11 protein-coding genes are annotated in these 13,274 nt (G+C 52.0%); 2 read left to right on the top strand and 9 right to left on the bottom strand.

Translation table 11 applies throughout. From position 1 onward, the window contains the following. Positions 1-269: 269 nt before the first annotated feature. Both QYH43_RS18090 and QYH43_RS18085 read left to right on the top strand, forming a co-directional pair. The gene (locus QYH43_RS18090; protein WP_301157737.1) at positions 270-2,435 is read left to right on the top strand and encodes a hypothetical protein; all 2,166 of its coding nucleotides are present in this window, start codon (positions 270-272) and stop codon (positions 2,433-2,435) included. 1,615 nt (positions 2,436-4,050) lie between these two features. After that, positions 4,051-4,821: a hypothetical protein gene (locus QYH43_RS18085; protein ID WP_301157736.1), complete on the top strand. Its 771-nt coding sequence runs from the start codon at positions 4,051-4,053 to the stop codon at positions 4,819-4,821. Positions 4,822-4,944: 123 nt separating this feature from the next. Here the strand turns inward: QYH43_RS18085 and QYH43_RS18080 are convergent, their stop codons facing one another. From QYH43_RS18080 to QYH43_RS18040, 9 genes are all read right to left on the bottom strand, one after another. Continuing rightward, the gene (locus QYH43_RS18080) at positions 4,945-5,757 is read right to left on the bottom strand and encodes a hypothetical protein (RefSeq protein WP_301157735.1); all 813 of its coding nucleotides are present in this window, start codon (positions 5,755-5,757) and stop codon (positions 4,945-4,947) included. A gap of 410 nt (positions 5,758-6,167) precedes the next feature. Further along, positions 6,168-7,301 (bottom strand): DUF6575 domain-containing protein, encoded by a 1,134-nt coding sequence (locus QYH43_RS18075; protein WP_301157734.1) that lies wholly within the window; start codon positions 7,299-7,301, stop codon positions 6,168-6,170. Then, positions 7,298-7,678, bottom strand: a complete 381-nt coding sequence (locus QYH43_RS18070; protein ID WP_301157733.1) for a hypothetical protein — start codon at positions 7,676-7,678, stop codon at positions 7,298-7,300. Before QYH43_RS18070 ends, QYH43_RS18075 begins: the two co-directional genes overlap by 4 nt. 278 nt (positions 7,679-7,956) lie before the next feature. Beyond that, a complete protein-coding gene (locus tag QYH43_RS18065; RefSeq protein WP_301157732.1) occupies positions 7,957-8,307 on the bottom strand; it encodes a hypothetical protein in 351 nt (116 codons plus the stop codon). A 691-nt stretch (positions 8,308-8,998) separates the two neighbouring features. After that, positions 8,999-10,831, bottom strand: coding sequence for a DUF927 domain-containing protein (locus QYH43_RS18060; protein ID WP_301157731.1), 1,833 nt, complete (start codon positions 10,829-10,831; stop codon positions 8,999-9,001). After that, on the bottom strand, positions 10,828-11,700 hold the full coding sequence (locus tag QYH43_RS18055; protein ID WP_301157730.1) for a toprim domain-containing protein: 873 nt from the start codon (positions 11,698-11,700) through the stop codon (positions 10,828-10,830). Before QYH43_RS18055 ends, QYH43_RS18060 begins: the two co-directional genes overlap by 4 nt. Beyond that, positions 11,688-11,990: a hypothetical protein gene (locus QYH43_RS18050; protein ID WP_301157729.1), complete on the bottom strand. Its 303-nt coding sequence runs from the start codon at positions 11,988-11,990 to the stop codon at positions 11,688-11,690. The genes QYH43_RS18055 and QYH43_RS18050 overlap by 13 nt, the downstream gene beginning before the upstream one ends. After that, positions 11,990-12,196 carry an AlpA family transcriptional regulator gene (locus tag QYH43_RS18045; protein ID WP_301157728.1) on the bottom strand — a complete coding sequence of 69 codons (207 nt, stop codon included), beginning with the start codon at positions 12,194-12,196 and terminating at the stop codon, positions 11,990-11,992. The genes QYH43_RS18050 and QYH43_RS18045 overlap by 1 nt, the downstream gene beginning before the upstream one ends. A 117-nt stretch (positions 12,197-12,313) precedes the next feature. After that, a complete protein-coding gene (locus tag QYH43_RS18040; RefSeq protein WP_301157727.1) occupies positions 12,314-13,210 on the bottom strand; it encodes a hypothetical protein in 897 nt (298 codons plus the stop codon). Positions 13,211-13,274: the final 64 nt, after the last annotated feature.

Below are 13,274 nucleotides of genomic sequence, written 5' to 3'. Positions count from 1 at the left end.
CCTTGCTGCCTAACGGCTAGACGCTTTACATTTAGTATTGCCTGAGCAGATCCAGACCTATTATTGACAGATCTCTCCGATAATTTTCGAGTGAGCGCTTAGCAGATGTCGCCAATAGCACGCAATCTTTCTTAGGACTGCTTCGAAGAAAATGGCCGATGCAATTTCCTATCACTTAAGTGTGGTGCTTTATAGGAGTGGGCAGCGTGCAGAGCATACGAAACGAGTGATTGTTGAAGGTGTGGAATTACATCTAGGGAGAGGTATGTATGGGGAGCAACGTTGATGAGATCAAGGTTTTCGTTAGGCGACTTGATTGGAAAGGGCTAAAAAAGGTTTTGGATACTCAATCTGCAAGTTCTGAATTTTTTTCAGAAATCTTGCTGCTTGTATGGCAGGCGGACTCCATTGTTCGTCGCAGGCCTGGTGATGACGGAGTAAAGAGAGACCGTTTCCTTGAACAGTTGGGTGCCTACTACCTGTCTCGAGGTATCGCGACAGCGATTGATCAGGTCCAGCAGATGCGCCTCGAACTCGTAAAGATTGATCGAGGCTATGAAGAGATTCACTCAGTTGTCTCTAAAATTGATTCTGCGAGATTCTCTTCGGAACAGCGGGTTTCTGGAGCGCTTGCTGCGGTCGATGCTGCTATGCGTAATGTTTTGAAGGATCTAGAACGAAAAATCAACTCAAGTAATGGGGTCTTGGGTGTCGATCGCAATGTACAGGGGGCGGATCAGAAAAAATATGATCCTAATTCGAACATACATGGCCTTACAGTTGCTGTAGGCGATGTTGTCATGCTCGAGGCTTACAGCCAGGGGTGGTTCGATACTGAAGGTCGAGTATTGCTTCCATATCTTGCCCCCGCTGAAAAAGGGGTGGCAGAGGCGGTAGTTGCAAATCTCATGAATGCCAATATGTGGCGGCTGTGGAAGGGGATCGATGAAAGGGTTAGGTTTCTTGGTGGGAGTTTAACGCAGATCTCATATGAATTATCCATCTGGAAGGAACGCGTAGAGGCTGATGGCGGACCAAAATTAGAAAATGATTATGATGTTGCTTTTGAATTTGAGCCTGAGAAACGTTCGGAAGTATTAGATATACTGGCAACTGAGCGTTTCGACACGATTCTGGAACAGAACTTTAGGAAACTTTTACTAACAACGAATGTAGTTGAAAAGGTTAGTCAGTCAAGCGGATTTGTGGAACTATCGCCTAAAGGTTACGTGTCGGTAGATGAGGTGCATACCGTATTGATGTTTGGTCACCTTACAAAAATGGATGCTTGGAAAGCTAAATCAGACGTGCTTTCTATTGCGGAAATAATACGAGGGTATGCTGTTCTGAAAAAATTTGTTGAAACGTTGGATGAGGAGGAAAACACCTATACACCTCGAATCTCTTATGCTCGCTTGCATGCGGAACTGACACGCTGTGGGTTGACTCCGCTTGCAGCTGACTCATTCATTGAGCGCGCAACGTTCCAACGATCCAGTCGCGACCTGTATGATCAGCCTTTAGTGAAGACCACCGATGATAACTTTTTCATTTTCGGTCCTTCGCTGTTATTAGCTGATTTTATAAAAATTATTTTTTCAAGCTTGGCGAACGAAGGTGCAAATTTCGAAGAGAAAGGCGGGATGTATGAAGCGGCCACTATCGAAATGCTACTACGTTATGGCTTTGAGCCTCGTAAGTTAAAGGTGAGGCGAGGAGAAAATAAGGAGCATGAATTCGACTTCGATGTTGCCTTCACTTGGGGGGACCATGTTTTCTTTCTTGAGTGTAAGAATCGGGGCTTGCCTATGGGGAATCCTATCGCGATATATCGATTCAATAATGAACTACAGGGGCATATAAAACAGGTTGAACGGTTGAAACAGGGATTGGTTGACTACCCAGATATCCTAGAGAAAGATTTTCCTGAGGCTGTGGGCAAAAAGGCGATTTTTTGCTTAGTAAATGCTCTGCCCTTCGCGATAGGGGAGCTCGATGGTGTTTACATAGTGGATGATTCGATTGTGGCGAGATTTTTCGAGTCACCAACTTTTGGGGTGACTGCCGGTCGACTTGATGGGAAAGGAACTAAAAAACGGACTGAACTGAGAAGGATTTGGAAGGGATCAGAACCCACCGTGGAAGAGTTCATTTCTTATCTCGCTAACCCGCCGCAGTTGGTTATGGCCAAAGAGAACTATGAAATGACACCTAGTATTGAATGTTTGTCGGATAGAGCATGCGCAAAGGTTGTTGATTTTAAGCGCAAGGACTTAAATGCCGAGGATGTCGCTAGGTTTCTGAGGGCGGGAGGGCCTCAGTTATTACGAAAAATTGATCGATTTAAAGTAAAATCCGGGAAAAATGCGGCTAAATCCAAAAAGGCTACGATTAAAGCAGCCAGAAAAGCTAGAGCTGAAAATAGAAGTCGCTAGGTGCAATAAAGGAAACATGAGGGTGACCTTTGCTCAGCCGAGTTCTCGCCTTGTAATGCCCCGGTCCTAGAGTCTCATACGTAACCGCCACCCTTCGCCTGCATTGAAGGTGTGGCGCTCCGGCTCAGCATACCGAGTGAGCAATCTCGCCATCATGGACGATAGATCTGGGGGCACGTGTTAGTTCCGTGTCTTCCTAATGGCAAGCTGGTAGTAGCGATCCAAATCAAGCATTCCTGCGGGTCGGGGCACTCAGCCCCCGACCAAATACTGAATCAATGTCGAGATCATTCGTTCTGATTGAATGTAGACGAACTTGAAGCCGTCCTCATACCCATAAGGTCCACTAGCAACGCAATACCGTCCCGACTACGCTCAATACATCATGCATGCGTCCCAACGTCCACTTAGGGCTGTGGATTCAACCGGTCGACGGGCAGAAATCGACCCGTTGCTGTCGCTCATAGGAATTAACAACCCGGGCGACTCAGGAGTTTTCAAGGTGGTTGAACAAGGGCTTTACCTGCACCGACGTTTTCAGCAGAATCGGTTCAAGGTAGAGCTTGGATGCGAAGAATGAAGACGGAATGTGGGCACCTATCCTATCTTCTTTCCGCATATTTTCTGTAGCGTTTCTGAGGCAGCACAGCCAAACACGGGGTACGTATGAATAGGGAAGGTTGTCAGGCATATTCGACCGAAAGAAACTGTATCGTATTTCTCGGATACTTGTAGTTAGCTGAGCGGTCCGAAAATGAGCATATGTAGCCGATGCGGTAATGTCATTGAATTCCGATATGTCAACGGCAGGTGCACGCCCATACATACACAGGGGGCTTGCATCAGCTCAGGTAACTCAAGGGTTACTGATTACTCAGGGTTTGCTGTTAGTTTGGAAAGCACTTGTTTTTGTACGCACTGCCCTACTTGCAAAAGTGAGGTTTATTTTATTCGACATAATGGCGGTTCGGTCTGGATCGATCCACCATTAGGCCCTCCATGGTTTAAGCACGCATGTTTCGAGCCTGACGTTAGCGTAAAAAGCACTCTGTTGCCAATTAGTTGGAATGACTATTTATTTGCGCATGATGAAATCATAGGTGTTGTCAAGGCCTCCCATGTTGACACATTGAAAGCCTACACCAAACTAACAATTGAGACAGGTAAGTCGGACACTATAAACTTAAGAGTCAAAAATAATGCAGGCTTCCTCTTGGGAAAGCTATGCGTATACGAATCTGCTTCCGGTCGTATATGGCCGACAGAAGAACCATCGTACATATTTGGCACTGATAAATGGGTTAATAGAAAAAGGAAGGGGCTCGCAAAAAAGGATTTGGCTGTTTGTCCTAAATGTAGCAAAAGGATAAAAGAGCAAGATATGAAGAGGCATATGAGAAACATCCATGGATACATCTAATAGTGCGCTTAGTTTATTCGTATCGCTCACTGGGAGCTAGTTGAAGTCGCCCCTACCCTTAATGTGGTGAGGCATTGCTGGGTTTTTAGTTTGTTTGTGGCCGATTCTTGCCGGTCGCGGCTGGGTGTTAACGATACAAAACCATATGATTAAGAAAATACTTTCCAATTAACCTCACCCGGTGAGACATTTTCTATGACAAATACGAAATTACTTAAGCAAGCGTTGGAATATATGGGGCGCACTGTTGATGTATTCGCAACACTCGTTGCTGCGCCAAGGCAGGTTCCGTACAAGGGCTCCTTTGTTTATCGCTATGTAGAGAAAACGGTACATCAAGCATTGATTCAAAAACTCGCTCGATTGGTGAGCGGACTTCATGCTGCGAGGCTGCTCTTGGAGGAGGGTTTTCTCCAAGAACAGGCAGCCCTACAAAGAATTCTTGACGAGATCACCGAGGATGTCCTGTTTCTATCGTTCTCGGTACTATCGGGAGAGTCGACTCCCTTGCGAGAGAAATACTTAGAATATTTCTTTCAAGAAGAATTTGATCCTAATGACGATATTGTTTCTTCCAAAGATCGGGCGATGATTCCAAGGAGAAAAATTCGGGCGTACCTAGATCGATGCGTAAGCGGCCCTAAAGGCTCAAGTAAGAACTTAGACGCATTGAGAACGGTGAGCAAGGCCTATTCTGGGTACGTCCATGCCGCCTCACCGCAAATCATGGATATGTACGAAGGATCTCCGCCCCGGTTCAAAATGCGCGGAATGCATGGATCTGAAAGGCAAACGGAGCACAGGGCTGATCTTTGGAACAATTTTTGTCGAGGTATCATGGCTTTTTGTTTAGCAGCAAAGGCCTTTGGAACTGAGGAGTTGTTTCTGTCGATCCGCAATTTTGAAAGCGAATTTTTGCGGGCAACAAGTAACGACTATCAGTCAAACGAGTGGCCTTTGGAGTAATTGTCCACTATAGGACCATTTCTTACCGATTTTTGACTGTAGCGACTGTCGAAACCGACTCGAAGCAGTCGATCACGAATGTCCTCTATTGGCTGATAACTCCCTGTCGAAACTAGGAGCGACTCAGTATCGTCCTTTTAGGTTTTCCGTCACGGTGAACGGTTCGAAAATCGGAGCTGAGTGAACCTGATTCATTAGTTCCCAGTAACGGATTTTCGCGTAATGATGATCAAGATCAGTTGGGTATTGAAATCCGTAGAAAGGAGATTCGTCGATACTGGGGGTGAAACTCCTGGTGTACTCCGGCTGCAAGTAGTTATGAATTCCCCATGACAGCGCATTCAAGAACTCAGCGATAGTGCTGGCGTGATACGCGCAAATGTCATCATGGAATATGTCGTAAATTTCTTCCTGGACGAGCATCGCTTGGTACAACTCAACCTTATGGCCAGCCTTTCGGAGGAGACGTTGTAAATCCTGAGCAACTCCAACAGAGCGCAAAGAATTATGCTTGGAAAGATTTCCAGCGATTTTCAGCACCAGGTATCTGGTGACACGTATCTCTGTGTCCAGAATTATCGATGGCAACCAAAGCTTGACGGCAATTTCTGCCTGAAGCCACGTTGTGAAAGAGTCCACCGCTTTTTTCAGATCAAGCACGGAGCCATTTTTTTCGAAGTTTGGCGCTTCAGTTATTGTTCTTAACGCACCTAAATAGGGAGTCGATGGAACAAGTGCTTTCTCGTCAGTCTTGGATAAGAAATCCACAAGCGCGATGAAGAAAAATTGCTGATGCGTCACCGTTTTGAACTGGATGCTTTGACGCTCGCCCTCACCACCGAGTGTGATCAATTCATAGTTAACCATTGACCGCAGCAGCTCATTTACAGCTGATAGGTAAACAACCTCTTGTTCCATTTTGTTCAACTGGCTCATCTCAATTTCCCTAATTAGCGCGGCCTCGCGTTAAGAAAGGCCCAATGACCCTTTATAAAGCCTTTTCATCGTTTACAGCCTCTTCCAGATCGGCTGAGCGCTTCAAGAGGTATTGCAAGCGGGTTGCTTTACCAGGTGACTCAGCGCTAACTCCAGGATGGCGTCCTCGGTTTTTGCATTTGAAGTGTGGTCGGAATATCACAGTTGAATTTGGCGAGCCTGTGCTCGTGAAGGCGCCATCAGCGACTCTTGACATCCCGCAGGTCACCCTGAATCGTCCCTAGTTCTTCTGCCATTTTGAAGGGCTGCTGTTGGCCGTTTGTTGCCTCTGTCAGAAGGACTACAAACGCCCCTTAGCAGTTGCTCGGAATCGGCCGATTGCTCAAGGGACCATCTACGAGGCAGCCCAGTTATATCTCCGATGCAGGCTCAAACCCCGTGAGATAGATTTTTCTCACCTCGCGCCCCGTTCCCAGCATCTCAATCCGTTCTTCACAGCGAAATATGTAGCGGTCGCGCAGAATTATCCCAGCAAGATTGACTCCTGAACCGTCTCTGACTACGCCACTGTAAGCGATATCCTCGACGTAGATCTTCCATGCCCCGGCGGTAACGTCAGCTGAATCTACAATCCCTACGAGCTCTAAGGTTTCCACCCCAATATCCTGACGGGTGCGACAGCGATGGATAATGTTGTGAGCGCTCGCAACTCGAATTTTGCTTTGGCTAGACTTGCTCATTCCTGGAGTGGACCAGCGGTTAGTAAGTTGGCAGTCATTTTCAGCGATGAAATTTAATAAACCGAGTAATGAGGATGCAGCGTGCCCCCTGACACTCAGAAGGAATTCTACAGCGTTGTCTGCATTGTCTGCTGCATCGAGGAACTCATTCAGCCTTTGAAATGCAACGATTAATGCCTTATTTTCTCCTAGCATGTCACAGGGATCTGAACTGCGCACTTGAACTGTAAATGAGCCAAAACAAAATCCGAATACGTCCGACTCATACGGCTCTTCGTTTTTAGGTATGGGCTTACCCATCGACTTCGAAGAAGCTCTCGCCAAATTCTTGATCACAGACTGATATATATTCAAGAATGCGGAAAGTTTGCGAGTTCTGATGCGTGGTTCGTATTTAGACTCTGGCACAGATAGAGATGCAAACGCCACCGTTGCATTTAGCTCTTGAGCCTTTACAAGGACCTCGTCATTGAAAAAGAACTCAAGCCCTGGCTCCGGGAGTACATCGGCAGTGACTTGAAACGAAGGCAGGAATGAGATCTCAAACTGTGCCGTTAAATCATCTGGTATCGCCTTGTAGAACTCGGACACCTCTGGGTTTTCGTAGACACTTCTAAGATCAATCTTTCCTGTTAGAAGCTGTTCGCAACGCTCAATTGAAACCGGGACGCAGAGAAAAGAATGACCTCGCTCGGTTATGTCACAAACCATACAAATATAGCGACGTCCGATTGCGTCATTTGCCACGAAAACTTGTGGGAAGTCGTATTCAAGCAGCGTGTGCAAAAGCTTGATCGTCTTCATGCGCTTTCCTTGGTACCGCTGCTCATTTGAAAGCTTCGGGAACGCCACCATGAGTAGTGGCTATTTTGTCCGGTCTTTTTTGCGACCCCATCCTCTCTGCCGAGAACAATTCTTACTTTCGCTTTCTGCCTATGAATCGCCAGCTTCATTACGGGATTGAGGTCTTCCGGTTTTGTGAAGACAGAGATGGCCCGAGCTTGGCACTCTGGTGTCGAGAATTTTTTCGATGGAAAGAGCGCTCGATGGGAAAGGAAATCTTGCTCTTGGGGCGCCTCACTTGCACACAAACGATAGCAAACGAACTCTTGGAGCCCGAAGGCATCCGAAGGAGGGCACTGCTCAGGTAGCTCCTCGTGCCACTGGTGTTCAACATCCATCTTGACAGTCCATTGTGCCATCACCTTTGAAGACCACATCCTATCGACCGCCAAATGATGTGTCACGGATTACTACCGAAGGTAAGCTCAGAACCTGAAAAAATACACATAGGAAGCCCCCGCCCATGCGTGCCGCAGTCGCCCTGGCTCAAGTGTTCACACCATAAGCATGGTCGGCGCAGTATTTGACCTTACTCGTATTCGCGCTAAATCTAGACATTCGACTGACTGCTTATGGCTGATTCTGTTGAAAAAGTCGGCTCGCCTAAATGGCCTGATCATTGACTGGTTAAAACGCTTTTTTTGCACACTGCTACGTGAAATCTGAGTCCGGAAGCCTCTCCTGAAAGTAAAGATTTCAATCTCGGACGCATACTTTCTCTGCTACGGAAACCATGGTCGACTTTTTCAACAGAATCGGCTGTTTTCTGCCAGTCAAAGGACTCAACACGATTAGAGGGGTAGGCGCCTCGCGCGATCGTAATGCTGGCCTGCCTATAAGTCAGGGCGCGCAGCTCTAAAGCGCGGTGCTCCTGCTTGACCACGGCCTGCGCTGTGAATGACAGGAACTGGCACAGCTTGCCGGTATATAGGCGTGTTCCGCGGCCGTCGTTGTGAATGCTGTCCATTGTCCGGCAGATATTGCGCAGGGTAGGACGGGCAATGGTCAGGTTGTTACGTTTGGCGGTACCTAGCGGCCAGGATGATTACGATGTTCTGGGTCATGGTCCTGGCTCCATTAACGTCTGGTTATACCGCTGGTGCAGTTCGGCACCTGCTACACAGTAACGGCCTGCCGGCGCATAGCAGGCGGGGCAGGCGAACAAGTGGCGATGGTACTGATCGCGGGTCTCGCGCCACTTAGGCGATGCCGTGGTGGCGCTGTGGCAAATCTGCTTCGGCTCCCCGGTGTCGTGCTGCTCCATTGTTGGGTCAGCCACTGGCGCTGGTGGCGACCATGCCGGATGACTACGGATCAGTCGGGCGGCAAATCGTGGGTGTGTGCTGCACAGCTCGGTCAGGTCATCAGCAGTCAGAAACCCCCCGCTCCAGTAGATATGTCGGCAAGCATCCCAGCAGGCGAGCAACATGAACAAGCCATCGACTGGTCTCTAATTTGGATGGCCCCTGCGCTGGACGGTCGTTCGCGACGGGTTGCGCTGGCTTCTCGACTTTATGTTTTTCTGGGGGGGCGAGGGAACCGGGGGAACCTCCAGTACTGGAGCGGGTTGAAGCGGTTCACTCTGAAATTTCAGAGAGGGAACCGGGGGAACTGCTGCCCCGGCCAGGCGGTTGGCTAAGTCCAAGAGCCGACCCATTTCACACCTCCAGTGGGACGAGGTGATACAGCGATGGATTGCGCCCATCCACCTTTACCCGTTTGGCACGCTTGCCGGTGTTGTGCTCGGTGATCCACCCGGCAGCGTCCACGGCGTCCAGGATGCGCATCACGTCGAAGCCAGGCACCGCTCGGCGCAGCCCTTCGGGGGTAAACAGCCAGACGCGGCGCTCTCCCTCATTTTTCCACCAGCCGGCGCGATCTCTGACTATGGCGTCCCCGCCCAGCTCAGAGAACAGCGCATCGCCGTGGCGAGAGATGAAGTCGCACAAGCTGGCTCGGATTGTCGCGTCCTCGCCCTGGCCTTGCCCCCGGCTGTTTCGCCAAGCATCAAACAGCACCAGCATGGCGTCGCGGGCAGCGCCAGCCGGGGCTGGCAGCAATCCCCACTCAATGGCCAGTTCTCCCGCCAAAGCAACAATGGCGAACCGCTCAGCCGCGCGGCTTTCCTGGCCGCTGCTGCTGGGGTATGACTCGCACAACTTGGCGAGCACTGCCGGTAGATCGTCAGCCTCGCCGCACTCCAGCAGCTTGCGGATAAAGTTCGGGCCGATGTGCCCGTAATGGGTCACGCTGGCGCGCTGAATGGCGTCGGAAAATTCCCGTCCACCCGGCAGTCCGTGCAGCTCATCCCAGGCGCCAAAAGTACGACGAGCCGGTATGTCCAGCAGGCGGATTTCCTGCCCGGCCCGACTGCGCTTTCCGCCCTCGGCCATGTGCGCGGACAGTCCCAACTCGCCGGACGACAACAGCATTACCCGCCAACGCCGTGTCGCCCGTGCGGCTCCGGTACGCCCGGCTCTGGCCTTGCCGGTGCCGTTGGCCAGGGAGTAAATCACGGCGCCAATTTCACGCGGGTCGGCCTCGCCTATCTCGTCCAGGGCCAGCAATGTGTCATTGCGCTGGGCAGCAATCCCCTCCAGGCCGTTGCCGGTGGCGCGCCAGGTACGCTTGAACTGTTCGCCATGACCCCAGACCGAGGCGGCGGCCTGAATGGCGCTGCTCTTGCCGGTGGAGCTGTCCCCGACGATATGGAAGCCGCCACCCTGGCGCTGCAAGTGATACAGCAACGTCCCGGCCAAGGCCGCGCAGACAGCCAACATCAGCAGCGGATTACCGGCGCAGCGTGTGCCGATCTCGGTTTGCCAGCCCCCTAGGGTGCCGGCCTGGCGGAAGTCGTCGAAGTTCGCCGCCTCGCTCTGATAGATGGCCTCGCCCTTGCCGATGTTCTGCCGGGGCATTATGAACAGGGCTGGCGAATGCCAGCCGGTGGCGGTGGCTGCAATGACTTGGCGCTTGGGGTGTTGGCCCTGAATGTAATGGTTCAGCAGCTTGAAAGCGTCGGGGCCGATTTCCACACCCATGTTCAGCAACTCGCCGCGCATATCCTCGCCACTGCCCTTGAGCAATTGCATGGGCATGGCCCATTCGCCCCAGTCGCCCAGGGTGTTGCGAAAACGCAGCAGGCGCCCAAAGTCGCCCCCGTCGCTTGAGGTGACAGCCTCGACATGCAGCGGCGAACAGACGCGTTTGTCATAGTTTACCGGCTTGCCCTTTTCCTCCTTGACGCCATGCCACCACACGCCTGCCGAGTAGGTGCCGCACAGGGTCTTGGCTGGACGGTCATAGACGCGAAAGGTGGGGCGCTCGATCTCCGGGTGCTTGGCCTCGGGTACCAGTGCGGTTCCCTTGGCTCCCTCTGCCTTTTCACTGAGGGAACCGCTGGAAGCCCCGTCATTTCTGGCGGTTCCTTCGGTTCCCCCGGCTCCCTCGGAAAAATCGAAAGCCAGATCACTTTCATCCGTCAGGGTCATTGGTCGGCCTCCTGCCATTGGCGCAGGTCGTTGAAGTCAGAAAGGGTCAGCGGCTCACTGCCGCACCAGGGTGGAAAGACCATGCGACAGCCAAGCGCAGCAGCTGCCTTGATGGCGTAAGTGCGTCCGGGGTTGCCTTCGGTCATGCGGTCGTCGTCGCCGGCTACGATCAACACGGCGTCTGGGTGCTGGTGCTGGAGGTGCTGGCCGACTTCCAGCAGGTTGCCAGCATTCATGGCGCAGGCCACGGTGGCGCCGGTTTCGGCGTGGAGCGTTGCGCCGGTTGCCCAGCCTTCGCAGATGTAGAGCGGCTGACCAGGCTGAATCGTGCCGATAAGTGAGCAGCAACCCTTGACCATGCCTCCACGCAAGAAGCGCTTGGTGCCGTTCGGGTAGATGCGTTGCAGGTTCACCAGCCGGTCGTCACGATTCAGCGGCACCAGCAACACGTCACGGGCCTGACGCAGGGCATAAGAACGCACCCCTTTTGCCACTAGATAGGGGTGCTCGGGATCGGCGCTGCGGGCGTTGCTCCACAGCCGGTTGGCATATTCGGCGGCAACCTGCTGGCGCTGGTGCTGATCAGCTTCCCGCTGACGTCGGGCGTGCTCGATGCGCTGGGCGACTAACTGAGCCTCCAAATGATCGGCTGGCTTGCGGCTACTCCAGGTCTGCGAGCCGCCCGCTTTCCAACTCCCGAACACGCCGCAGGCGATGTCATCCAGAAACAGCACATACCAGCCGTTCAAGGTGCCTGGCTTGTCGCCTGGCACGTGGAAGCGGTGGATGTCGCCGTCTGGTATCGGCAGCCAATCAAGTGGCCCGAGCACGGATTGCATGCTGTCACGAAACAGGATCACGAAATCCATAAAGCCACCTCCAGGCAGATCAGCAACACTAGGTCAACACCAGTCGGTGACAGGCTGAACAAGTAGAGGCTGGCAAGGTTTGGGGTCTTGATTGGGGGGGCAATAGCGCGCGTATTGGAAGTACGGGCGCTTGGGCGGTAGATACCCAACTCCTGCATGGTGGTGAAAGTGTCTGTCGGCCCCAGCTTGATCCGAGCCATCAAACGGGTGAGTGGGGTGTGGCTGCTGGGGGAGTTTATGCGCGATTCATTCCCGAGCTGGCCCTTATTGGTGGGCTTCTTTTTGTCCATTATGCGCGGCCCTCCAGGCGATCAGTGATCCACTGTTCAACCTCCAGGCTGTCCCAGCCGACAGCGCGTGGGCCAATGCGGCGGCACTTGGGGAAGGTTCCAGCATCCATAAAGTTGTAAATGGAGCTGCGCCCGTAGCCGGTCATCGTGACGACTTCCGGTAGGCGCATGATGCGGCGGGGTGGGGTGGTTGATATTGCGGCCATTGTCATAACTCCTTCGCGCCAGCGGGCGCTCAGTGGATTTATGGCGGCATTCAACAGGTTGTGACGTGGCTTGTGCCCTAATGGGGGTTGGCAAAACCCCATTGGGGTAAAAAGGGGTTAGGCTTTGCCGGCTTGTGCGGCGGCGTCTTTAAGGAACTTCTTCACTGTTTCAGGGCTGCTGGGAAATTCAAGACCATTGGACGCGGCGGATTCTCTCAGGGTTAGGTCTGCTTTATAGGGGGTAGACAGATCAAGCTTGGCCATAGCGGCAAGCGCGGCGATTATTTGGCCAACGCTTTTTCGTTCGCTGGGGTGAAGTGGCTTTTCCGGTGGGTTGTCTTGGGCAAGAAATTTTTCCTCAAGCTCCCGCAAAGCGCCAATCCTCACAACGAAAACGCTGCCGTCTGGCAGGGCTTCGGCTGGGTAGTATTCGATCTTATAAGGCCGGTGCGGAGACTCCTTTTCTTCTTGCTCCGTAATGGTTGGGACGCCATTAATGACTTTTATCCGGGATGAGGGGCTGCACTCGTATCTATCGAGAATCTGGAAGACCTTGGTTCGGTCGGCGCTTGTAACCAAGGGGCCACCAAAACATAAGAGCCTAACTTCTGGCCCGTCGATCATGGCCTGGAATAGTTGTTCAACATCCAGCTTTTCCGCCCCAATCATCGGTAAATCCCACACCCCTTTGAGCGTCTGCGGATTGTCCATTTCAGCTTCATAAATAATTACGTCCTTCTGGTTCGGGAGCACTATTTCCTCGATGGTTCCGTACCTGGGAGGACCATATTCGGAAGGTGAGGGCGCATTACTGACATGCTGCAAGCCGATAGGCTCGATTCTGGCTGGCCTACCGTTTGCGTGATTCACGAAGTACACAGAAAGGGTTAGATGGCCGTCGAGCGCCAGGCGTAGAACGTCGGCTTCATTTATCGTCTCCCCAGTGCTTATCGAAAGGCGCTTTGCTGTGTCCTTAACGGTTAGCCATTCTTTAAGCGTTAGTAGTTTGCTCATGTTCGCGCCTCCCCGGGCGTCCCATCCTGAATAGATTGTCTGGCCCCACAGGTGGGGGCACCTG

The organism is Pseudomonas sp. C32 (assembly GCF_030417915.1).
Taxonomy (GTDB): domain Bacteria; phylum Pseudomonadota; class Gammaproteobacteria; order Pseudomonadales; family Pseudomonadaceae; genus Aquipseudomonas.
The sequence above is the reverse complement of the archived record's forward strand: the minus strand, read 5'-3'. Positions and strand labels throughout refer to the sequence as shown.